At 28.9% G+C, this 21,168-nt stretch carries 24 protein-coding genes and 1 other RNA gene; 7 read left to right on the top strand and 18 right to left on the bottom strand.

Going from position 1 to position 21,168, the window contains the following annotated elements; genetic code table 11:
* Positions 1–7 precede the first annotated feature (7 nt).
* The 6 genes from MKD34_RS07985 to MKD34_RS08010 are packed head-to-tail and all read right to left on the bottom strand — an operon-like array spanning position 8 to position 5,053.
* Positions 8–1,012 (bottom strand): LytR family transcriptional regulator, encoded by a 1,005-nt coding sequence (locus tag MKD34_RS07985; RefSeq protein ID WP_240220101.1) that lies wholly within the window; start codon positions 1,010–1,012, stop codon positions 8–10.
* Positions 990–2,312, bottom strand: coding sequence for a tRNA (N(6)-L-threonylcarbamoyladenosine(37)-C(2))-methylthiotransferase MtaB (gene mtaB / locus MKD34_RS07990; protein ID WP_240218986.1), 1,323 nt, complete (start codon positions 2,310–2,312; stop codon positions 990–992). The genes MKD34_RS07985 and mtaB overlap by 23 nt, the downstream gene beginning before the upstream one ends.
* Entirely contained in the window at positions 2,302–3,012 is a 711-nt protein-coding gene (locus MKD34_RS07995) for an RsmE family RNA methyltransferase (RefSeq protein ID WP_240218987.1), read from the bottom strand. Before MKD34_RS07995 ends, mtaB begins: the two co-directional genes overlap by 11 nt.
* A 9-nt stretch (positions 3,013–3,021) precedes the next feature.
* Positions 3,022–3,447 carry an RrF2 family transcriptional regulator gene (locus MKD34_RS08000; RefSeq protein ID WP_240218988.1) on the bottom strand — a complete coding sequence of 142 codons (426 nt, stop codon included), beginning with the start codon at positions 3,445–3,447 and terminating at the stop codon, positions 3,022–3,024.
* A gap of 4 nt (positions 3,448–3,451) precedes the next feature.
* Positions 3,452–4,441, bottom strand: coding sequence for a Holliday junction branch migration DNA helicase RuvB (ruvB, locus tag MKD34_RS08005; RefSeq protein ID WP_240218989.1), 990 nt, complete (start codon positions 4,439–4,441; stop codon positions 3,452–3,454).
* A 9-nt stretch (positions 4,442–4,450) separates the two neighbouring features.
* Positions 4,451–5,053, bottom strand: coding sequence for a DUF445 domain-containing protein (locus tag MKD34_RS08010; RefSeq protein WP_023050288.1), 603 nt, complete (start codon positions 5,051–5,053; stop codon positions 4,451–4,453).
* A gap of 395 nt (positions 5,054–5,448) precedes the next feature.
* On the opposite strand from MKD34_RS08010, the gene MKD34_RS08015 reads away from it, so the two are divergent.
* Positions 5,449–6,789 carry an alanine/glycine:cation symporter family protein gene (locus MKD34_RS08015; protein ID WP_240218991.1) on the top strand — a complete coding sequence of 447 codons (1,341 nt, stop codon included), beginning with the start codon at positions 5,449–5,451 and terminating at the stop codon, positions 6,787–6,789.
* Positions 6,790–6,829: 40 nt separating this feature from the next.
* On the opposite strand, the gene rny is transcribed toward MKD34_RS08015, so the two are convergent.
* The 6 genes from rny to obgE all read right to left on the bottom strand — a co-directional run bounded on the left by rny (position 6,830) and on the right by obgE (position 11,913).
* Positions 6,830–8,395, bottom strand: coding sequence for a ribonuclease Y (gene rny, locus MKD34_RS08020; RefSeq protein ID WP_240218992.1), 1,566 nt, complete (start codon positions 8,393–8,395; stop codon positions 6,830–6,832).
* 21 nt (positions 8,396–8,416) lie between these two features.
* Positions 8,417–8,764 carry an STAS domain-containing protein gene (locus tag MKD34_RS08025; protein ID WP_240218993.1) on the bottom strand — a complete coding sequence of 116 codons (348 nt, stop codon included), beginning with the start codon at positions 8,762–8,764 and terminating at the stop codon, positions 8,417–8,419.
* Position 8,765: 1 nt separating this feature from the next.
* A complete protein-coding gene (locus MKD34_RS08030) occupies positions 8,766–9,158 on the bottom strand; it encodes an ATP-binding protein (protein WP_023050292.1) in 393 nt (130 codons plus the stop codon).
* A gap of 4 nt (positions 9,159–9,162) precedes the next feature.
* Positions 9,163–9,549 (bottom strand): hypothetical protein, encoded by a 387-nt coding sequence (locus tag MKD34_RS08035; RefSeq protein ID WP_240218994.1) that lies wholly within the window; start codon positions 9,547–9,549, stop codon positions 9,163–9,165.
* 107 nt (positions 9,550–9,656) lie between these two features.
* Complete coding sequence (miaA, locus tag MKD34_RS08040; RefSeq protein ID WP_240218995.1) at positions 9,657–10,553, bottom strand: tRNA (adenosine(37)-N6)-dimethylallyltransferase MiaA; 897 nt, start codon at positions 10,551–10,553, stop codon at positions 9,657–9,659.
* Between the two features lie 73 nt (positions 10,554–10,626).
* Positions 10,627–11,913, bottom strand: coding sequence for a GTPase ObgE (gene obgE / locus MKD34_RS08045; RefSeq protein ID WP_240218996.1), 1,287 nt, complete (start codon positions 11,911–11,913; stop codon positions 10,627–10,629).
* Positions 11,914–12,098: 185 nt separating this feature from the next.
* Here obgE and MKD34_RS08050 point away from each other — a divergent pair, with 185 nt between their 5' ends.
* The 5 genes from MKD34_RS08050 (at position 12,099) to ssrA (ending at position 15,998) form a co-directional block, all read left to right on the top strand.
* Positions 12,099–13,100, top strand: a complete 1,002-nt coding sequence (locus MKD34_RS08050) for a chorismate synthase (RefSeq protein ID WP_240218998.1) — start codon at positions 12,099–12,101, stop codon at positions 13,098–13,100.
* Between the two features lie 14 nt (positions 13,101–13,114).
* Positions 13,115–13,606, top strand: coding sequence for a deoxycytidylate deaminase (locus MKD34_RS08055; protein WP_240218999.1), 492 nt, complete (start codon positions 13,115–13,117; stop codon positions 13,604–13,606).
* A gap of 11 nt (positions 13,607–13,617) precedes the next feature.
* The gene (gene trhA, locus MKD34_RS08060) at positions 13,618–14,247 is read left to right on the top strand and encodes a PAQR family membrane homeostasis protein TrhA (RefSeq protein WP_240219000.1); all 630 of its coding nucleotides are present in this window, start codon (positions 13,618–13,620) and stop codon (positions 14,245–14,247) included.
* Between the two features lie 21 nt (positions 14,248–14,268).
* A complete protein-coding gene (locus MKD34_RS08065) occupies positions 14,269–15,606 on the top strand; it encodes an MATE family efflux transporter (protein WP_240219001.1) in 1,338 nt (445 codons plus the stop codon).
* Between the two features lie 44 nt (positions 15,607–15,650).
* Positions 15,651–15,998, top strand: a transfer-messenger RNA (tmRNA) gene (ssrA, locus tag MKD34_RS08070).
* Between the two features lie 81 nt (positions 15,999–16,079).
* Here the strand turns inward: ssrA and MKD34_RS08075 are convergent.
* The 6 genes from MKD34_RS08075 to MKD34_RS08100 all read right to left on the bottom strand — a co-directional run bounded on the left by MKD34_RS08075 (position 16,080) and on the right by MKD34_RS08100 (position 20,574).
* Positions 16,080–16,904, bottom strand: coding sequence for an aldo/keto reductase (locus MKD34_RS08075; RefSeq protein WP_240219002.1), 825 nt, complete (start codon positions 16,902–16,904; stop codon positions 16,080–16,082).
* Between the two features lie 22 nt (positions 16,905–16,926).
* Positions 16,927–18,093 (bottom strand): class I SAM-dependent rRNA methyltransferase, encoded by a 1,167-nt coding sequence (locus MKD34_RS08080; RefSeq protein ID WP_240219003.1) that lies wholly within the window; start codon positions 18,091–18,093, stop codon positions 16,927–16,929.
* Between the two features lie 74 nt (positions 18,094–18,167).
* Positions 18,168–19,562: a potassium/proton antiporter gene (locus MKD34_RS08085; RefSeq protein ID WP_240219004.1), complete on the bottom strand. Its 1,395-nt coding sequence runs from the start codon at positions 19,560–19,562 to the stop codon at positions 18,168–18,170.
* Between the two features lie 8 nt (positions 19,563–19,570).
* Entirely contained in the window at positions 19,571–19,747 is a 177-nt protein-coding gene (locus MKD34_RS08090) for a hypothetical protein (protein ID WP_023050304.1), read from the bottom strand.
* 44 nt (positions 19,748–19,791) lie between these two features.
* Entirely contained in the window at positions 19,792–20,169 is a 378-nt protein-coding gene (locus tag MKD34_RS08095; protein ID WP_240219005.1) for a hypothetical protein, read from the bottom strand.
* Between the two features lie 141 nt (positions 20,170–20,310).
* Complete coding sequence (locus MKD34_RS08100) at positions 20,311–20,574, bottom strand: glutaredoxin domain-containing protein (protein WP_240219006.1); 264 nt, start codon at positions 20,572–20,574, stop codon at positions 20,311–20,313.
* A 144-nt stretch (positions 20,575–20,718) separates the two neighbouring features.
* On the opposite strand from MKD34_RS08100, the gene MKD34_RS08105 reads away from it, so the two are divergent.
* A complete protein-coding gene (locus MKD34_RS08105; protein WP_240219007.1) occupies positions 20,719–21,168 on the top strand; it encodes a hypothetical protein in 450 nt (149 codons plus the stop codon).

Here is a 21,168-nt window from a genome sequence, read left to right on the forward strand (position 1 = left end):
TTTAATTCTAATCTATTAAAATATTTATCTTATTGCTTAAACTGTTATTTTCTAACATATTACTAATATTTAATTTTTTTGCAATTTTTAATGCTGTATAATAATCTTCACCATTATACTCTATTACAGATTTATCTAACTTTTTAGAATCTTCTTTTAATATAACATTCTTATATCCAGAACTTTCTAACTCTTTTAAAGCTGATTTAGCTTCTGCACTAGTACCTTTAATTTCAATTTTAAAATCAATATCCTTTTCTTTTCCAAGTATTAGAACAACACTTGCTAACGTTGGTATATCACTATCTTCTTTTATTTTAAAGTATTTTTCATTGACATTAGCCAATATATTTTCAACATTTTCTTTACTAATTTCATTAATTTTAATCAAGCTATAGTTTGTATTTTTTTCATAGTTAGCTGCCGTATAAGTTAAAGCTAATTTATTCTTTAAATTCTCTCCGGTTTTTCTAGCATAACCTCCAACTCCATTTGCATTTAATATATCCACAACTAAATTTGTTGAACCTTTTAGTTCTCCACCATATAAATCAGCAAATAAAGATTGTGTTCCTGAAGTTAAAATATATTTTTTATCATCTATCACCATTTCAGGTATATTTCTTGCATTTTTTACATTTAAAGCTATCTCACTATATTTTATAACCTTATAATTTTGAACTTTTTCAGGTAAAAAATTATTTATTGAGTCTATAACCATTTTATAGTTTTTAGAATCCACTAATTTTTTTATTGTTGTTTCCTTATCTACTTGAACATCAAAGGGTATTTTCACTGCTAGCTTATCTTCGTATACTACAATAATATTATTTTTACCTATTATTGCATATCTTTCCCAATTCTCTAAATTTTTATTAGTCTTATTTAAATTATATGTTAAAAATACACCTAATATACCTATAACTATTATCGCTAATAGTAAGCCTCCTAGAGCTTTTCCTGCTTTTCTTGTTGTCTTCTTTTGTCTACTAAACCCTTTTTCCCTTCTCATTTCCAATTAGTAACTCCTTTTCTAAATTTGAAATTTCTACTTTTACTAATTCATTAACGCCAGCTGTTGCTTCTGAAGTTTTTACTCTTAAATAGTTTTGACTATATCCATATGAACATCCATCTTCTTTTATCTCTTCAACTAAAACTTCTAAATCTTTTCCTATATATTTTTCTCTTCTCTCTTTTCCCATCTCTTTTCTTAAAGTTTCTAAAACTTCTGCTCTTTTCTTTTTTACATTTCCATCAATTTTATCTGTAAATGTATTTGCTAAAGTTTTTTCTCTATCTGAGTATTGGAAAACATGTAAATCTGAAAATCCTATATTCTTTATTACTTTATACGTGTTATTAAACATCTCATCTGTTTCTCCTGGGAATCCCACGATAACATCTGCTGTATATTCCATATTTTCAACATTTTCTCTAAGCTTTAATAATCTTTCTTGAATAAGTTCTGCACCATAATTTCTTCTCATTCTTTCTAAAACTGTGTTATCACAAGATTGTAATGATATATGTAAATGCGGCATTAATTTATCACTATTTTCTCTCATAATCTCTATAAACCTATCAGATATCTTATCTGGATACATAGAACCTATTCTAACTCTTTCAACACCTTCTAACTTAACTACTGTTTCTAAAAGCGTTTCTAAATTAACATCAGAATCTAAATCTTCACCATAAGCACCTAAGTTTATTCCGATGATAATAAACTCTTTAAATCCCTCTTTTGTCAATACCTCTATCTCTTTGCAGATACTTTCTAAAGAACGAGATCTACTTTTCCCTCTACCAAATGGTATCTTACAATATGAACAAAAATTATTACATCCATCTTGTATTTTTATATATGCTCTTGACATCTCTCTTAAAGTAGCAAACTCATATTCTTCATAAGCTCTCTCTTCAAAAATATTTTCTGTTAATACCTTTGATTTTTTATTTTCAATGTCTTGAATGAAATCTACTAAACCACTTTTATTACTATTTCCAACAACAAAATCAATCTCTTCAATTTCTAATAATTCCTTTGAGTTTGTTTGAGCATAACAACCTGTAACAATAACAATTGATTCAGGATTCATTTTCTTAGCTCTTCTTAATACATTTCTTGTTTTTTTATCAGCTATACTTGTTACCGTACATGAATTAACAATATAAATATCCGATTTATTTTCAAAATTTTCTTCTTCGTATCCTATTTTAATTAATTGATTCTTTATACTTTCACTTTCATATTGATTAACTTTACATCCTAGTGTATAGAAAGCTACTTTTTTATTATCAAAATTCATTTACTAATATTCCTCCTACTATAATTGAGGCAGTTTCAGCTCTTAATATTCTCTTCCCCAAAGATACAGGCATAACACCTTTCTCAGTTAAGAACTCAATCTCCTCCTTATCAAATCCCCCCTCTGGACCAATTATATACAAAACTTTCTTAGGTTTATTTTCAAATCTATTTAAAGTGTTTCTCAGCGAATTTTTATCCTCACACTCATATGGAACAAACATTAAATCATACTCTTCATAATTTAATTCTGTTAACTTTTTTGGTTCTCCAATTTCCACTAGCTTAACTGCTTGACACTGTTTTGTAGCCTCTTTTACTATCAAATCCCATTTATCTTTTTTCTCAGTAATTTTAGCCACACCTCTTTTTGTTAATAGTGGTGTTATTTTACTTATTCCAATCTCTGTTAATTTTTGAATTGTTAAATCCATTTTATCATTTTTTAAAATTCCTATAGCTGCTTCTATATAAACTTCAGAAGAAAATCTATCTCCATTTCTTTCTAAAATTTTAGCTTCAATTATTTTTTTCTCTATACTTAAAACTTCACATATATACTCATATTCGCCATCTACAGCTCTTATTATTTCTCCAACTTTTATTCTAAAAGCATTTTTTAAATGATTTATATCATTTTTATCAACTATTTCTATTATTTCATTTGCTATATTGTCTTTAGATATTATAACACTTATCACTATAAACTCCTATATCATATCCTTATTTTTTATCAATTCTGCTAAAGTTGTATCCTCTAAAATTTTGGTCATAGCTATATCTAACTTACTCCAAATACAAGTTGTTGAGCACTCATCGTCTACACAAGAACAATTTTTACTTTTATTATTCTCATTACAATCAATAACTTTAACTTCATCATCTAATATTTTATACAATTCATGTAATGTTATATCCTCTGGCTCCATTGAAAGTTTATATCCTCCATTTGGTCCTCTCTTACCTTGAATTATATTTTCATTTTTTAATTTAAATAAAATTTGTTCTAAATATTGAACTGAAATATCTTCTGATTCTGATATCTCTTTTATTCGAGCTAAATTCCCTTTTTGAGAAGCTTCAGCTATATATACTAACGCTTTTACACCATATCTAACTTTTGTACTTATTTTCATCCTCTTACTCCTTTATCTCAAAATGATTATAAGCCTTTTCTGTAACCATTCTACCACGACTAGTTCTTTTAATATAACCAATTTTAACTAAATAGGGTTCATACACTTCTTCAATTGTTCTTCTGTCTTCTCCCAACATTAAGGCTAACGTTTCAACGCCTACCGGACCACCACCATAATTTTCTATTATAGCTTTTATAATATCTCTGTCTAATTCGTCTAATCCTTGCTTATCTACCCCTAAAATGCTCAGCGCCTTTATTGCACTATTTAAATCAACAACTCCATTTCCTTTAATTTCACAATAATCTCTAACTCTTTTTAATAATCTATTTGCAATTCTAGGAGTTCCTCTACTTCTTAGTGCAATCTCTTTTGCTCCGTCCTCTTCAACCTTAACCCCTAAAATAGCTCCACCTCTTTTTACTATTCCTTCAAGTTCATCTTCTTTATAATAATCCATTCTATGAACCACACCAAATCTGTCTCTAAGAGGTGAACTTAAAAGTCCAGCTCTTGTTGTAGCTCCAATCAATGTAAATGGCGGTAACTCTATTCTTATTGATCTTGCTGAAGGTCCCTTTCCAATAATAATATCTAACTCTCCATCTTCCATAGCTGGATATAAAATCTCCTCTACCGACGTATTCAATCTATGAATTTCATCAATAAATAATATATCATTCTCTTCTAATGATGTTAAAATAGCTGCTAAATCTCCAGCTTTATCTAATATTGGGCCTGAAGTTATTTTTAAGTTAACTCCCATCTCTGTAGCTATTACTCCTGCTAAAGTTGTTTTTCCTAATCCCGGTGGTCCATATAAAAGAATATGGTCTATACATCCACCTCTTTTTTTTGCAGCTTCTATAAAAATACTCATTTTTTCTTTTAGTGATTCTTGACCGATATATTCAGCTAATCTTTTTGGTCTAAGATTTTTTTGAACTTCTCCTTCAAATTCCAACTCTTCATTAGAAACTATCCTATCCATTTTTTCTCCTTAAATAAAAACTGTTATTACAAATTGTACAACTCCAATAAGTCCACCTAAAATAGCTCCAATTATTTCTATATGTTTCAATTCTTTCTTTGCTAAAGAAAAAGTTATTCTCTCTAGCTCTTCCAAAGAAAATCCATCTACTTTTTCAACTATAATCTCTTTAAAATCAACATTTTTTTCTAAAGTTTCAAATAACATTCCAATTATTTGATCTTTATTTTCCATTATCGATCCTTTTATAGCATCTTTTATTTTATTTAAAGCTGATTCATTTAAAAACATAGCTATCATTGGAAATCTCGTTGTTATCTCTGATGCTAACTTTTTTTCTAATATACTATCAATTACTCTTTCCATTTCAACGTCTAAATTTGCATTTTCTAATTTTTTTGTTATATCATCTAATGATATTAGTTCATTTTGAATTGTATCTGCTAAAGTTATTCCTATTTCATGTCTTCTTTTAGGAATTAAACCTTGGATTTTAAAAAACCCTAAATTTATCTCTTTATATGGTCTAAATAACATCTTTATTGCAATATAGTTTGTAACCCATCCAATCATTGATCCAATAACAATTAAAAGTAACGCTTTTACTAACATCTTCTCACCTTTTCAATTCCTTATCAGTTTTATAAATTATTATTTATTATACCATTTTATACCTATATATCCAATACATTTTTTGGGCTTTTACTTCTAAAAAAATCACTAACCTTGATTTTTTTCTTGTATTATTTTTTATTTGTGTTATAATACTTCAAATAATTATGAGGAGGAAAGTAATGAAACAAAAAATAGTTTTTAATACAAATGCATATTACTACTATTATTTAACCTAGGATTGGTATTTTTGTTTCATGAAAAAATACGAATCCATTTTGCGTTACTTTAATAGTAGTGAGTGGATTTGTTACATAGAACTGGTAAATTACAGCCTGTGGATAAAATCCACAGGCTTTTTTGTTTTTTTAAAAAATTTTTAGGAGGAGTTTATTATGTTTATTTTAGAAAGTATCGTTAATTTTTTAAATTCAATTCTTTGGGGAAAAAATATACTAGTTGTTTTACTTATTTTTTCAGGTGTTTTCTTTACAGTAAAAACCAATTTTGTTCAACTTCGTTTTTTAAAGCATATGGTCAAGCTTTTAACGGATAAATCAAATAGTGATTCTGAAAATCTTTCACCTTTTCAAGCCTTTTGTATAAGTACTGCAACTAGAGTTGGAGCTGGTAATTTAGCGGGTGTTGTCAGTGCAATTTCTATTGGTGGTGCAGGTTCAATTTTCTGGATGTGGGTTGTTGCTTTTTTAGGTTCTGCTACAGCATTTGTAGAAACTACTTTAGCTATGATATTTAGAGAAAAAGATAAAACTGGTCATTTTTATGGTGGTCCTTGCTTTTTTTTAAAAAATGGTCTTGGTAAAAAAAGTTGGGGTATTGCTTTTGTAATAACTGGTATTATTTGTTGGGCAGGAGTTTTACAAGTTGTTTCAAACTCTGTTACCGAATCATTTAATGTAGCTTTTAATATTAGTCCAATGGTTATTTCTGCTCTTTTAACACTATTAGCAGCTATTGTAATCTTTGGAAAAACAGATAAAACAGCTAAAGTTTTAGATAAAGTAGTTCCTATTATGGCTGTAATGTACCTTGTTATTGTCTTTTTTATAATCATTAAAAACTTCGCTCTTTTACCTCAAGTTTTTTCTCAAATATTCTCAGAAGCTTTTGGAATTAGACAAGGAGTTGGAGGAACTATTGGAGCTATTATTATGCAAGGAGTTAAAAGAGGGTTGTTTTCTAACGAGGCTGGAACAGGTAGTGCCCCTTGTGCTGCGGCTAGTGCTACAGTTTCTCATCCAGTTCAGCAAGGATTAATTCAAAGCTTAGGAGTTTTCGTAGATACTTTTATAATCTGTACAGCTACAGCTTTAGTTATGCTACTTACTAAAGCCTCTGTTATAGATGGATTAAATGGTATGGAGTTATTACAAAAATCATTCAATTACCATCTGGGTTCAACTTTCGGTGAAATATTTGTAGCTATAATACTTTTTCTTTTCTGTTTCTCTACTCTTTTAGGAATCTGCTTCTACGGAAAAGTTAATGTTAAATTTTTAACTGATAAAGAGTTTGGACAAATACTTTTTAAAATCTTTGCTCTTTCAATGATCTTTATAGGAGGAATACAACAAAATTTCTTTATGTGGAATCTTGCTGATCTTGGTTTAGCTCTTATGACTATTATTAATTTATCTGGTGTATTCCCTCTATCAAAATTTGCATTTGATTCATTAAAGGATTACCAGTCTAGATTTAATCCTATAAAGGCATAATAAAAAAGGAGAAAAACATTGTTTTTCTCCTTTTTTTATTTTATTTAGCGTACTCTACAGCTCTAGTTTCTCTTAATATTGTTACTTTTATTTGTCCTGGATACTGCATAGTCTCTTCTATTCTCTTAGCTATGTCTCTAGCCATTTTTGTAGCTGCATCATCTGATACAATTTCTGGATTTATTATAATTCTTATCTCTCTACCAGCTTGAATTGCATAAGAAGATTCCACTCCATCAAATGAAGTTGCTATCTCTTCTAATCCTTCTAATCTTTTTAGATATGTTGATAATGTTTCTCTTCTTGCTCCTGGTCTTGAAGCTGATATTGCATCTGATGCTTGAACTAAAATAGCCTCTACACTTTCAAATTCAACTTCGTTATGATGAGCCATAACAGCATTTATAACTGCTGGTTTTTCACCAAATTTTTTCAAGAACTCTCCTCCAATTATTGCATGAGAAGCTTCTATATCATGATCTAAAACTTTTCCTACGTCATGTAGAAGTCCAGCTCTTTTTGCTAACTTAGTATCTGCACCTAACTCAGCTGCTAGATTTGCAGCTAATTTAGCTACCTCTATCGAGTGAGTTAAAACATTTTGACCATAACTTGTTCTATATTTCAACTTACCTAATGTTTTAATAATTTCCATATGCATTCCTGGAATTCCTAACTCTAAAAGAGCCTGTTCTCCAGCTTCGATAATATCTTTATCAATTTCTTTTCTAGATTTATTAACAACCTCTTCTATCTTACCTGGATGAATTCTTCCATCATTTATAAGTTTTTCAATTGCTCTTCTAGCAACTTCTCTTTTTACACCATCAAAACTTGATAAAACAACAGCTTCTGGAGTATCATCTATTATTATATCTACACCTGTTAAAGCCTCTATCGTTCTTATGTTTCTTCCTTCTCTACCTATAATTCTACCTTTCATTTCATCATTTGGTAAATTTACAACTGATACAGTAGCATCTGCAACGAATTCTGAAGAAGCCTTTCCTATTGCTGTTGATAGAATTCTTTTTGACAATCTATCTTTTTCATCTTCTAATTTATTCTCATATTCTCTTATTGCTAAAGCAGTCTCATGAACTAAATCATCTTTTAATTTAGAAATTAACATCTCTTTAGCTTCATTTCTTGTCATTTCTGAAATTCTTTCTAAAGTTTCCTCTTGAACCTTTTTTAAGTCTTCTATTTCAGTTTTCTTATTTTCTAAGTGTTGGTTAATCTCTTCTAACTCTACAGCTCTGCTTTCAACTTTTTCTATTTTAGACTCTAAAGTTTCCTCTTTTTTAGCTAATCTTCCCTCTTTTTGTAACAACTCATTTTTCGCTATCTTTATCTCTTTTTCAGCTTCCTCTTTCATTTGGTAAACTGTTTCTTTCGCTTTTATTTCTATCTCTTTACTTTTTGCTAAAGATTCTTTTTCTGCTCTTTCTAATATTTCTTTAGCTTTTATTTTAGCTTTTAACTTTTCATCTTCTAAGTTATTAAGCTCCTCTATCTTCTTATCTATAGTAGATTTTTTATACATAATACTAAATATTATTGCAAACCCAACTATAGCTAATCCAACTCCTAACATTAAGTTCATAGTCTCTCCTTTTTGTAAATATTATCTAAAACTAGCTATTGCTTCCTCTTCTGTTGCATAAATATCAAATAACTCATCTAATCCAATCATTTCAAATATAGTTTTTATATGATCATTTAATCCCACTAATTTTATATCTCCACCTAAATCTCTTACAACTCTTAACTTTCCTCTTAATATACCCATAGCTAAGCTGTTTATATGAACTAAATCACTAAAATCTATTACAAATTTATTTATATCAAGCTCTATTTGCTTTGCTATTCTCTCTTTTAATTTTGGTGCTACTAATGCATCTAATTCTCCACATACCTTTATTACTCTTACATCATCCACTGTTTTTTCAATTATTTCAAAATTTGTAGTCATGTTAAATTTCCTCCTTAACTCTCTTTTCAACTTTTATTTTTGTTCCATTAATCTTCTTTTCTACTTTAAAATTATCTGCCATAGCTTTTGCTAAAAAAAGCCCCATTCCGCCTTCATCTTTACTAATTTTAGACTCATCAAATCCAACTCCATTATCCTCAACTACTAAATGAATAATATCATTATTTTTTTGAAGCTCTATAATTATATCACCAGATTTATATTCATAGCCATGTTCTATAACATTTGTTGCTAGTTCATCAACAATAGATAAAATTTTCATTATATCCTTCTGTTCAACCTTTTGATGTTCTAAATATGTTTTAGTCATTGCTCTAATGATAGAAAGATTTTTTAAAGAGGATGGAACATACAGCTTTATTTCATTCTGCATTTTTTCACCTTCTCTCTGTAAATTTGGTTATTTTCCAATCACCATTTAAATATTTATACTCTACATTAAAGTAAAGAACTTCTTCACCAAGCCTAATTCCTATAGTATTTTCTCCCAAATTTCTAGTAATTTTTGGTTTTGTAAAGTACAACTTTACTTTAGACAAGTCATATTCTGAAAGTTTATTTATAGCATATCTCTCTCTAAATGAGACATCTAAGCTTTCTTTTAATCTTGTCACATTGTTCACCTGTAAATCTTTTTGAATAAGCTCTAATTTAGATACTAACTTTTCGTCAACATTTGATAAATTTTCATTATATCCTTTATCTAAATTTGAACAAGAAGCAGTCAAAATCATTAAAAATATAACATAAATCTTCTTTATCATCCAACACTTCCTTTTAAAGCTTTTCTGTACAATAATACCATACGAATACTTTTTTATCAAGACTATTATTTTCGGTAATTTTATGAAATAGTAGAGTAATTAAACCTTTATAAGGCATTAAACCTTTGTAAAATATCTGAAAAAATTTCATCTTGGGTCATTTTATCTAAATCGTACCAAATATACTCATGATCATTTTTAAACCATGTAAATTGTCTTTTAGCATAATTTCTTGAATTTTTCTTTATTAACTCTTTAGCATCTTCTAAAGTTATCTCTTCATTTATATACGAAATTAACTCTGAATAACCTATGATATTTATTTTTTTTAATATATCTCCATACTTTTTATAAAGATATTTCACCTCTTCCAAAAGTCCATTTTCCATCATTATCTCTACTCTTAAATTTATTCTATCATATAGATGTTCTCTATCTCTTTCTAAAGCAACTTTTAAAAATTTAAAATTATTTCCTTTTATATTCTTTTTAGATAAAATCGAAAATTTCTCTCCAGTTTGATAGAAAACTTCTACTGCTCTTTCAACTCTTCTTTTGTTATTAGGATGAATACTCTCAGCACTTTCTGGATCAATTTCTTTTAAAATTTCAAAAAGTTTATCTCCATCTTCATTCATTAATTTCTCTCTTATAGCTAAATCACTTTCTGGTAAAGCAGATAGTCCTCTTACTACTGAATCTATATAAAGTCCAGTTCCTCCTACTAATAGAATATTTTTTTCTTCATTAGAATTTAATATTTCATCAACTTTTCTCTGATAATCACCAACACTATATTTTTTTACAGGTTCAACAACATCAATCATGTGATGTATAATCCCTTGCATCTCATTCTCTTCTATTTTAGCTGTTCCTATATTCATCTCTTCATACACTTGTGCAGAATCTGCCGAGATAATTTCAGCATTTAAAGCTTTTGCTAATTTTATTGATAATTCTGTTTTTCCTACTCCTGTAGGTCCGGCTATAACTATCCCTTTCAATTTTTCACCTCTAAAATTTTTAAATAGATAAAAAAGCTGAACCTAATGGCTCAGCTTAATAAACAATTCTTCATTACTCAACGAAATCAAATTCTGTATCAGCAATTCTTACTGTATCTCCATCTTCAACACCAGCATCTTTTAAAGCGTCTTCTAGTCCTAAATTTCTAAGCATATGTAAGAATGTAACAACCGATTCATCATCATGAGTTATGATATATTTAGCTAGCACGCCATCAACAATTGATCCGTCAACAACAAATACTCCATCTTCATCTTGTGTTACAACAAATGGTTCTTTTCTAGTTTTATTAGCTTTCAATACATCGATAATGTCAGCCTCTTCCTCTAGTTCTTCTCTCTCTGTTTCTTGTAAAACATGCCAAGTTCTATTTAAAACCTCTTTTAATCCATCACCTAAAATAACAGATACTGGGAACACTTCATTTCCTTGTGCTTCCACATGAGATTTAAACTCTTCATATTTATCCATATCCCAAATTAAATCCATTTTATTTGCCAAAACAATTTGTTTCTTATTTGCTAATTTTTCACTAAACTTTACTAACTCATTATTTATTCTCTCATAATCTTCAATTGGATCTCTTCCTTCAATTCCAGCCACATCTACTATATGATATATCATTTTACATCTTTCTATATGCTTTAAGAATTTATCTCCTAATCCTACTCCTTCATGAGCCCCTTCAATTAGTCCTGGTATATCTGCCACAACAAATGATCTACCTTCACCAAGTCTAACCACTCCTAATTTAGGCTCTAAAGTAGTAAAGTGATAGTTTCCAACTTTAGATTTAGCTGCTGATATTTTATTTATTAAACTTGATTTTCCAACAGAAGGGTATCCTACTAACGCAACATCTGCTAAAAGCTTTAATTCTAACTTAACTCTTAACTCTACACCCTCTTTTCCTTTTCCAGCCATTGTTGGTGTTCTTCTAACTGAGTTTTTGAAGTTTGTATTTCCTAAACCTCCTCTACCTCCTCTTAAAAGAACTCTTTCTTCACCAGGTATACTCATATCTAAAAGTAATTTTCCTGTTTCCATGTCTCTTACTTGAGTTCCAATTGGAACTTTTATTACTAAATTTTCTCCAAATTTTCCAAACATGTTTTTCTTTGCACCATTTTCACCATTTTCTGCTTGGAATAATTTTTTGTATTTGAAGTCTATTAGTGTATTTATATTAGAGTCAGCTACGAAAACTACGTCTCCTCCTCTACCTCCATCTCCACCATCTGGACCTCCAAATTGTATGCATTTTTCTCTTCTAAAAGTAGCGGCTCCATCTCCACCGTTACCTGCTTTTACCGTTATAATTACCTCATCTATAAACACAGTTATCTCCTCCAAATATATTCAATCTATAATATTAAATTCTAATTCATTTCAATGCGTTAATTGTTATATTCTACACCTTTTTCTAATATTTTGCAATTAAATTTACTATGTTTTTATTTAATATTTCTCATGTTTTGTGCTAAAATTAAATTATACACATTATTTTAATTTAGGAGGATTTTATGAATAGTTTTGGTTCTCTTTTTAGAGTACACATTTATGGAGAATCTCACGGTTCTGGTATCGGAGTTTTAATTGATGGTGTTCCATCTGGAATAAAGCTTACTCTTGAAGATTTTACTAAAGATCTTTCTAAAAGAAAATCTGGAAAAATAGGTACTACTCCTAGGAAAGAGGATGATATTCCTAATATTATTTCAGGAGTTTTTAATGATTTTACAACTGGAGCTCCTATTAATATTTTTTTTGAGAATAAAAACACTGATTCTAAAGTTTATACTGACTTTAAATCGCACCCTAGACCTGGTCATGCTGACTTTTCTGCTACTAAAAAATATTCAGGTTTTAATGATATTCGCGGTGGTGGTCATTTTTCAGGTAGATTAACGCTTGCTCTTGTTGCCGCTGGGGTCATTGCAAAAAAAATATTAAATGATTTTATTTTTTTTAGTGAAATTGAATCGATTGGTATTTTAAATAAGTTAGAGTTTGATAAAAAACTAGAAAATTACTTGCTTGAAACTACACATTCTGGTGATTCTTTAGGAGGAATAATCTCTTTAACTATTAAAAATGTTCCTATCGGTTTGGGAGAACCTTTTTTTGATTCTGTAGAATCTGTTCTTTCATCTATAATTTTTTCAATTCCAGGGATTAAAGGAGTTGAATTTGGTGCTGGATTTAAAGGAACGGAATTTTTAGGTAGTAAATTTAATGACTGTTTTATTGATAAAAGTGGAAAAACTTCGTCTAACAATAACGGAGGTATTAATGGTGGAATTACAAATGGAAACGATATATTTTTAAAAGTTGCTGTTAAGCCAACCTCTAGCATTTTCAAATCTCAAGAAACCTTTAATTTTAAAGATAACAATATTCAATCTTTAAAAATTAATGGAAGGCATGATGTCGCATTTCTTCTTAGAGTTCCTATTGTTTTAGAAAATGCTGTGGCTATTGCCCTTGCGGATTTATATTTACAAAATAAAAAAATATTTTTTTAATTTAGGAGGATAAAATGTCAAAAAGAGCTAATTATATTGATTGGGATGAATACTTCATGGGAGTTGCAATTCTCTCTGCTAAACGTAGTAAAGATCCTGGAACACAAGTTGGAGCATGTATTGTAACTCCTGATAAAAGAATTGTAGGTGTTGGATACAATGGCCTTCCCGCAGGATGTTCTGATGATGAATTTCCTTGGGATAGAGACGGGGATTTTTTAAATAGTAAATACGCATATGTTTGTCATGCTGAATTAAATGCTATTTTAAATAGTACTAAAACTTTAAAAGGATGTACTATTTATGTTGATCTTTTCCCATGTAACGAATGTGCTAAAAGTATTATCCAAAGCGGAATAAGTGAAATAGTTTATCTTTCAGATAAGTATGATAATACGGATTCTAATATAGCATCTAAAAAGCTTTTAAATGCTGCCAATATAAAATTAAGACAATTAGATCCTAAGTTTGATGAACTTGTTTTAAACTTTAGAAAGAACGGATAGGAGGTATCTATATGAATAATACACTTACTAGATTAGAAGAATGGGTTAACTCTATGACTCACTACTTTGGCGCTGTTTTAGCACTTATTGGAACTGGAGCTCTTTTAGTTCACTCTTTAAAAACAGGTAATATTGGTTATGTCATTGGATCTATGGTATTTTGTTTCTCACTTGTTTTACTTTACACTATGTCAGGAACTTACCATATACTTTATGTTGGAAAAATTAAAAAACTTTTTAAAATACTTGACCACTCAGCTATTTATATTTTAATTTCTGGGTCATATACTCCATATCTTCTAGGAGTTTTTGATGGGACAACAAAATGGGTTCTTTTCTTTGTCCAATGGGGAATGACTCTTTTAGGAATTCTTTTTAAAGTTTTCTTTGTAGGTAGATTCAATTTTGTTTCTACTTTAATTTACCTTTTCATGGGATGGATGGTTATGTTTGTATTTAAAGATTTACAAATGCTTGCTTCACCACTATCTTTAAAATTACTAATTTGGGGTGGTGTTAGCTATTCTGTTGGAACTATTTTCTATCTAATGAAAAATAAAAAATTTGCTCATGGTATTTGGCACCTTTTTGTTTTAGCAGGTAGTGTTTTTAATTATTTTTCAGTATATTTCTTAATATAATATTTTTACAGGGGGAGTATTTTGCAAGATTTAAGTTTAAAGTTTGAAAAACAGAGTACCTTAACCACCATTTTAAAATTTAGTATTCCATCTTCATTTGGTGCTATTATAGGTATGCTTTGTGTTTTAACTGACAGGTATTTCATCGGTCAGGTAGCAGGAAGAGAGGGCATGGCAGCTATTGCCCTCGTTTTTCCTTACGCTATGATTATAAATAGTTTTAATTTTGCCTTTTCTGGAATAGCTATTATAATTGGAGTTAAGTTAGGATCTAAAGATAGGGAAGGTGCTGAAAAAGTTTTATGCACTGGATTTTTATGGATTTTTATTATAGGTATTCTTTTAACTATTTTTCTTTTTCTTTTTAATATTCCAATTTTAAAAATTTTGGGAGCTAGTTCTTCTAACATTAAATCAGCTATAGAATATACAAATTTTCTAATTCCAATTGCAACTTTTCAAATTATTTTAGGACAAAGTACTCTTGTTAGAGGAATTGGAGACTCTGTTACAGCAATGGCCGTAAATATTTTTACAGGTGTTTTCAATGTTATTTTAGATTATCTTTTTATTATTAAATTTGATATGGGAATTGGTGGAGCTGCATTGGCTACTTTAATTGCTACAGCTTTAAGTGCTTTTTATATTCTTTTTTATTTTTTCAAATCAGATATTATTACCTTTTCTAAAAAGTATTTTTCTCTTGATTTAAAAATCTTAAAAGAAATCTTTAAAATAGGGAGTCCTCGTTTTTACAATCAACTTTTACAATCCTCAGTTATTACTGTTACTAATAGACAAGCAGGAGTTTATGGAGGAGATATTGCTACTGCTGCAATCGGAATTATCTCAATTTGTAGAAGTGTTATGAATACAAGTTTACAAGGTTTTAACCAAGGAACGGCAGCTATAATCTCATATACGTTCGGATCTAAAAACTACGAACGTGTAAAAGAAGTTCTAAAGATACAACTTTATACAGTTATTAGTGTTTCAACTATTTTAGTTCTTCTTATGCTTTTTAACACTGAAAAGATAGTTTCGTTTTTTATAAAAAATGATCCTCCTCTAGTTGAATTTACAGTTTCAGCTATGAGATTAAATCTTTTTTTAATGCCTTTTACTGCAATGTTTTTAGCATGTAATAACTTTTTTCAATCTATTAAAGATAGTATTATTGCCACACGATTTTTTATGTTAAGAATTGTTATTTTAAATATTCCTCTTGTTTATATTTTAGGATATTTTTTCAAAGAGATTGGTGTTTGGCTAGCATTTCCAATATCTGATACAATAGTAGCCATAGTTATGTTTTTCCTAACAATAAAAAAAATGAGAAAGATCTCGTTAGATAATTGAGTTTAAGAAAAATTTGTGTTATAATAATCTATAATTTAATAATTGGGGATGCAAAGGTTTCGACAGGGTTGTGAGGTTATAGGTAGCAGGCCAGGTTGATCGCTGTGAGAGATCAACTCATCGTTTAGATGGAAACAGAAATTACGCTTTAGCTGCATAATGTCAGCTCACCTCTGAACATTCTCTTCTGTAGGAGCGTTCAATCAAGGTGTCACTTAAATACAGATTACCCTAAACAATTTCTCTAAGTTATAGGGGACATTTTAGAGGATAGCTTTAGTTAGCCCTGTTTGCGGGAGTAATTATTGCGAATTCAAATAGCAAACTAAGCTTGTAGAAGCTTATGGCGCTTGCAATTTTGGACACGGGTTCGATTCCCGTCATCTCCACCAATGAATCCACCAACTAAAATTTAGTTGTTGAAATAGTAAGACCGTATTGAAAAATTCAATACGGTCTTTTTATTTTAATATCTAAAATGTTATTTCATCAGGATCAGGACCTATTCTCTCCTCTTTATTTAATGAATCAATATATTTCATATCATCTTCATCTAAAATAAAATTCAATTGAAAATTCTCTATAATTCTAGATGGTGTAACTGATTTAGGTAATGGTAATAATCCTTTTTGTAAATGCCATTTTAAAACTATTTGAGCTACAGTTTTTCTATTCTTTTCAGCTATCTTCTTTAAACCTTCATGATCTAAAGCTCCCTGCATTAATGGACTCCAAGCTTCTACTACAATTCCATTTTCATCACAGAATTTTTTTAATTCTCTTTGTTGTAAATATGGATGTAACTCAATTTGATTTACTGCAGGCACTATTTCAAAATTATTCATTATATATTTCAAATGGTGTTCTTTCATATTACATACACCAATAGCTTTAACCTTACCACTTTTATAAAGTGTTTCTAAAGCTCTCCACGTCTCCCAAGTTTTATTTAAATCTTTAGGTTGTGGCCAATGAACTAAATACATATCTATATAATCTAATCCTAACTTTTTTAAAGATTCTTCATAAGCTTTTAAAGTTGTATCATAACCTTGTTCAGTATTCCAAACTTTAGTTACAATAAAAAGTTCTTCTCTTGAAACATTATTATTTTTTAAAAATTCAGCAATTCCCTCTCCTACAGCATCTTCATTTCCATAAATAGCAGCTGTATCAATATGTCTGTATCCTATTTCTAAAGCTGTTTTCACTGCATTTTTACACTGCTCTTTATCAGTTGCTTTCCATGTTCCAAATCCTACTTTTGGGATCTTTAAACCATTATTTAATAAATACATATTTCCCCACTCCCCTTTTATTTTAAATTATTCTTATTAAAAAACCTTTTAAATACTCAGTTTCAGGAACTGCTACTGATATTGGATGACATGGACTTTGGTGTAGTTGATTTACTATTACCGCTTTTACTCCTGCGTCTTTAACAGCATAAGCCAAAGCCATTCTTAAATCTGCACTTGTAACTGCTCCACTACAGCTATAAATTGAAAGTAATCCGCCTTTTTTTGTAAGTTTTATTCCATTTAAAATTATGTCCTTATACGCTTTTAAAGCTTTATCTAAATCTCTTCTATTTGGTGCCAATTTTGGTGGATCTAGATTTACTACATCCCATTGACGTCCTTCTTTTACTAAATCTCTTAAAACATTAAATATATTCCCCTTTATAAACTCAACATTTTTATATTTTATTAAATTCTTTCTAGCAACATTCAAAACATCTTCACTAACATCTATTAAAGTTGATGAATTTGCTTCATTTACCATAGCATGAAGTGAAAAACCTCCAGTATAACTACATACATCTAAAAAATCTTTATCTTTCGATAGAGAACCCATTAAAATTCTATTATCTCTTTGATCTGAGTAAAATCCTGTTTTTTGTCCTTTTAAATCTATTGTGAACTTAGCCTCTCCTTCAAAAATTTCAATCTCATCTGGAACTTCACCAAAAAGAACTCCTGAAACTTCAGGAAGTCCTTCTAACTTTCTTCCATCACCTTCGCTCTTTTCATATATTCCCTTTAAATTTGGAATCTCTTTTTTTAAAGCTTCTATTAAAAGTTCTTTATCTTTTTCCATCCCTAAAGTCGAAGCCTGAACTACTAAGTAATCTCCAAAACGATCTACTATAACTCCTGGTAGAGAATCTGATTCACTATGAATTAATCTATATCCATTACTATTAATATTTATCATTTCTCTTAAAGCATATGCTTCCTTTACTTTTTCAGAATACCAATTTAAATCTATTTTTTTATTGATATCTTTTTCTAGCATACGCACCATAATTTTTGAATTTTTATTATAATGACCATATCCAATAAACTCTTTTTTCCAATTATATACCTCTATAACTGATCCTGCTTCTGGGTTTCCTTCTATCTTTTCCACTGCTCCAGAATACATCCAAGGGTGTCCACTCTGCCACATTCTTTCTCTATCTTTTTTTATAAAAATTTTACTCAACTTTTCACGTCCTTTTAGTTTTTAAAAACTAATATATTATATTACATTCTATAACTATATCTAAAAAAATACAATTAGTTTTGTGAAAATAGAAGAGTATCTCCCATCAAAAGTGTTACATCTCCTTTTGGAGTTATATAATTTTCATCTCTTTTTATAGATACAATTAGCATTCCTTGAGGTAATTCAAGTTCTCTAATCTTTTTATTAACATATTCTGATTGCTCATCTAATATCATCTTCTTCAAAGCAAGTTCTTCTAATTCCTCTATTTCTATAAATTTGTCTTCCTCTTGATCCTCTTCGAATAAATTTAATTTTTTCCCTACATATTTTAAAGTCATTCCTTGAAGAAGAACTGAAAATACAACAATATAAAAAGTTAGATTAAACATTCCTTGAGCATTAGGCAACCCTTCTGTTATAGCCATTGTAGCAAAAATTATAGGAACTGCTCCCTTTAATCCTGCCCATGATATAAAAAATTTCTCTTTATAATTAAACTTAAATGGCCATAATAAACTATAAACAACAAGCATTCTTATAACTATTATCATGATTACAGACAATAAACTTCCTATAAATATATATCCTAACAATTGACTAGGAAAAACTAATAATCCTAACATTACAAACATCCCTATTTGCATAAACCACGTTATCAGTCTCATATTTCTAATTGAGTTTAACTTATAGTTAAACTTCTTATTTCCAATCATTATTCCAGCAATATATATTGCCAAAAATCCATTTCCATCTAAAACTGTTGCCAGTCCAAAACAGATAAACAATATGGCAATTAAGTGTATAGTTAAAAACTCTTCCCTCACTATTTTTATATAATTAGCTAGCGGTAAAGTTACCACTCCAAATATATACCCTATAATTGCTCCTAGGGTTATTTGTTTTAAAAGAAAAATTATCCCTGTTACAATCGATGTACTTTCTCCCTCTTTAAAAAATGATAATAAAAAAAGAATTAAAGCATAGGCCATTGGATCATTACTTCCTGATTCTATTTCAACAACTGATTTTATATCCTTCTTTAGCTTTGAGTCTCCTAAGATAGACATAACTGCTGCTGCATCTGTTGATGATACCATAGCACTAAATAGTAAAGCTTCTTTTAAGGTAAAATCTGTTAAATAATATACAGCTACTCCAGATAGACCGGCAGTTAACAAAACACCTAAAGTTGCTAATGTTCCACTTGGATAAAGAGACTTTTTTACATCCTCTTTTTTAGTTTCTAATCCTCCTGAAAAAATTATAAACATTAGAGCTATTGTTCCTAAGTTTTGAGCAACTAGGGCATTATCGAAATAAATTCTACCTATTCCCTCTGATCCTGCTAACATTCCAACTAATAAAAACATTATCAATAAAGGTATCTCTAATTTCTTAGATATCCTTATTGAAAATAAACTTAATAATATAATTATTCCAGCAATTAATATCTCTACTCCCATATATTCACCTACCCTGAAATACCATATTTTATTATATGCTCCAATAGTTTAAAAGTAGTCACTCCTACTAACATTAAATATGATCCTACAAACATCATTAAAAATAACACTTTAAAAACTTTATCAAAAAAGCTTTCTTTCTCTCTTAAAATTTCATTCTCTTCAGTTAATAATAGTTTTTTCATTTTTTCCTCCAATTTTATTTTAATATCATTGAAAAAACTATTTTTTAAATTCTTAACACTCTATTTTCATATCTATTTAAAATTGTATATATTAAATTATTATTTGGATAAAAATTAAAAAATGGAATTTCTTTTAAATTAATTCTAAAAATTGGAGAAAAACTAGAATTAATAAGATAAGTTACACTATCATCATTTCCTAAATCATCATCTTTTTTATCTCTACTAGATGTTGTTATTATTTTAATATCTTTATTCGATACATTTAAAAGTATATGTTTATCATTTCTGTTATTTTTCGACTCTTTTATTTCTGAGTTAACAAAAGTATATAGGTGGGATCTATCTTTAATCTCCTCCCTAATACTTCCAAAAATTGAAATAATAGAAAGAAGTAAAAATAGAGATAATTTTTTTCTCATTTTTTTCACCTCTTAAGCTTATTCTACAAGTTTAAATTTATTCTTTTTTTATCTATAAATTTAATTAGATATTATACATGTTTTTTAACTACTTTCCAATAAAAAATAAAAACCATGCAAACTATTTGCATGGTTTTTTAATTAATGACCGCAGCTACATCCACATCCACCTGATGAATGTCCATTTTCATCAACGAATTTAGCGATTTGATCTAAGCCTATATATGTTTTTGTTCCGCTACACTTTTCCACAATTAAGCACGGTACAGATCTGATCCCATACATTCCTGCTAACTCTTGATTTTCCATAGCATTTATAATCTCTACACCTTCAGTATCTGCTAAAAGCTCTTTTGCTGGACCACAATATTGACAAGTTGGTGTTGTAAATAACATAATTCTCATTTTTATACCTCCATTTATACTTTTTCTGTATATATTAATATCATATAAAACTTTAGTATAAAAGTCAAGAATTTTTATATCTTTAATTTTTTTTGTATTTAATATATAATAGACAGATATTATTTTATTTGAGGAGAATATATTATGAAAAATTTTATAGCTTTTATTTTTATTTTTTTAACACTTTGCTCTACTCAAATTTTAGCTAACCCTGGTAAAGGAAAGGCTAAAGGTCATGCACACAAAAATATTAATACCGATACTAACTGGGGACATAATAAAGAATTTATTGAGTGGTTAAATCTGAATCCATCCTTTAAACATAAAGATAGAAAAAATGTTGAAAAATTTTATAAGGAACAACTTAAAGAGGAAAAACGATTACGTAAAGCTTTTGCTAAATATAATAGAGAAATCTCATCATTTCCTGCATACAAAAATTATAACGACCCTTTAAAATATTTCATCAATGATTTATTGTACCATCCAAATAGATTAAATAATTATAATTTCTCTTCAAACTTTAAACAGACATTAACAAAAGAAGAGAAAATTGCAATGGATTTTCTTAGATTACTTGATAATTTCAAATAA

The organism is Cetobacterium somerae (genome assembly GCF_022430525.1).
Lineage (GTDB): Bacteria > Fusobacteriota > Fusobacteriia > Fusobacteriales > Fusobacteriaceae > Cetobacterium_A.

What these genes read in the sequence shown, in the direction of transcription:
- ruvB (WP_240218989.1), bottom strand. Translation starts at nt 4,441, where the DNA reads ATGGATAGGATAGTTTCTAATGAAGAGTTGGAATTTGAAGGAGAAGTT.
- MKD34_RS08090 (WP_023050304.1), bottom strand. Translation starts at nt 19,747, where the DNA reads ATGAAAAAACTATTATTAACTGAAGAGAATGAAATTTTAAGAGAGAAA.
- MKD34_RS07985 (WP_240220101.1), bottom strand. Translation starts at nt 1,012, where the DNA reads ATGAGAAGGGAAAAAGGGTTTAGTAGACAAAAGAAGACAACAAGAAAA.
- MKD34_RS08015 (WP_240218991.1), top strand. Translation starts at nt 5,449, where the DNA reads ATGTTTATTTTAGAAAGTATCGTTAATTTTTTAAATTCAATTCTTTGG.
- trhA (WP_240219000.1), top strand. Translation starts at nt 13,618, where the DNA reads ATGAATAATACACTTACTAGATTAGAAGAATGGGTTAACTCTATGACT.
- MKD34_RS08030 (WP_023050292.1), bottom strand. Translation starts at nt 9,158, where the DNA reads ATGCAGAATGAAATAAAGCTGTATGTTCCATCCTCTTTAAAAAATCTT.
- MKD34_RS08035 (WP_240218994.1), bottom strand. Translation starts at nt 9,549, where the DNA reads ATGATAAAGAAGATTTATGTTATATTTTTAATGATTTTGACTGCTTCT.
- rny (WP_240218992.1), bottom strand. Translation starts at nt 8,395, where the DNA reads ATGAACTTAATGTTAGGAGTTGGATTAGCTATAGTTGGGTTTGCAATA.
- MKD34_RS08075 (WP_240219002.1), bottom strand. Translation starts at nt 16,904, where the DNA reads ATGTATTTATTAAATAATGGTTTAAAGATCCCAAAAGTAGGATTTGGA.
- MKD34_RS08055 (WP_240218999.1), top strand. Translation starts at nt 13,115, where the DNA reads ATGTCAAAAAGAGCTAATTATATTGATTGGGATGAATACTTCATGGGA.
- MKD34_RS08050 (WP_240218998.1), top strand. Translation starts at nt 12,099, where the DNA reads ATGAATAGTTTTGGTTCTCTTTTTAGAGTACACATTTATGGAGAATCT.
- MKD34_RS08095 (WP_240219005.1), bottom strand. Translation starts at nt 20,169, where the DNA reads ATGAGAAAAAAATTATCTCTATTTTTACTTCTTTCTATTATTTCAATT.
- mtaB (WP_240218986.1), bottom strand. Translation starts at nt 2,312, where the DNA reads ATGAATTTTGATAATAAAAAAGTAGCTTTCTATACACTAGGATGTAAA.
- MKD34_RS08025 (WP_240218993.1), bottom strand. Translation starts at nt 8,764, where the DNA reads ATGACTACAAATTTTGAAATAATTGAAAAAACAGTGGATGATGTAAGA.
- MKD34_RS08000 (WP_240218988.1), bottom strand. Translation starts at nt 3,447, where the DNA reads ATGAAAATAAGTACAAAAGTTAGATATGGTGTAAAAGCGTTAGTATAT.
- MKD34_RS08010 (WP_023050288.1), bottom strand. Translation starts at nt 5,053, where the DNA reads ATGTTAGTAAAAGCGTTACTTTTAATTGTTATTGGATCAATGATTGGA.
- MKD34_RS08105 (WP_240219007.1), top strand. Translation starts at nt 20,719, where the DNA reads ATGAAAAATTTTATAGCTTTTATTTTTATTTTTTTAACACTTTGCTCT.
- MKD34_RS08100 (WP_240219006.1), bottom strand. Translation starts at nt 20,574, where the DNA reads ATGAGAATTATGTTATTTACAACACCAACTTGTCAATATTGTGGTCCA.
- MKD34_RS08085 (WP_240219004.1), bottom strand. Translation starts at nt 19,562, where the DNA reads ATGGGAGTAGAGATATTAATTGCTGGAATAATTATATTATTAAGTTTA.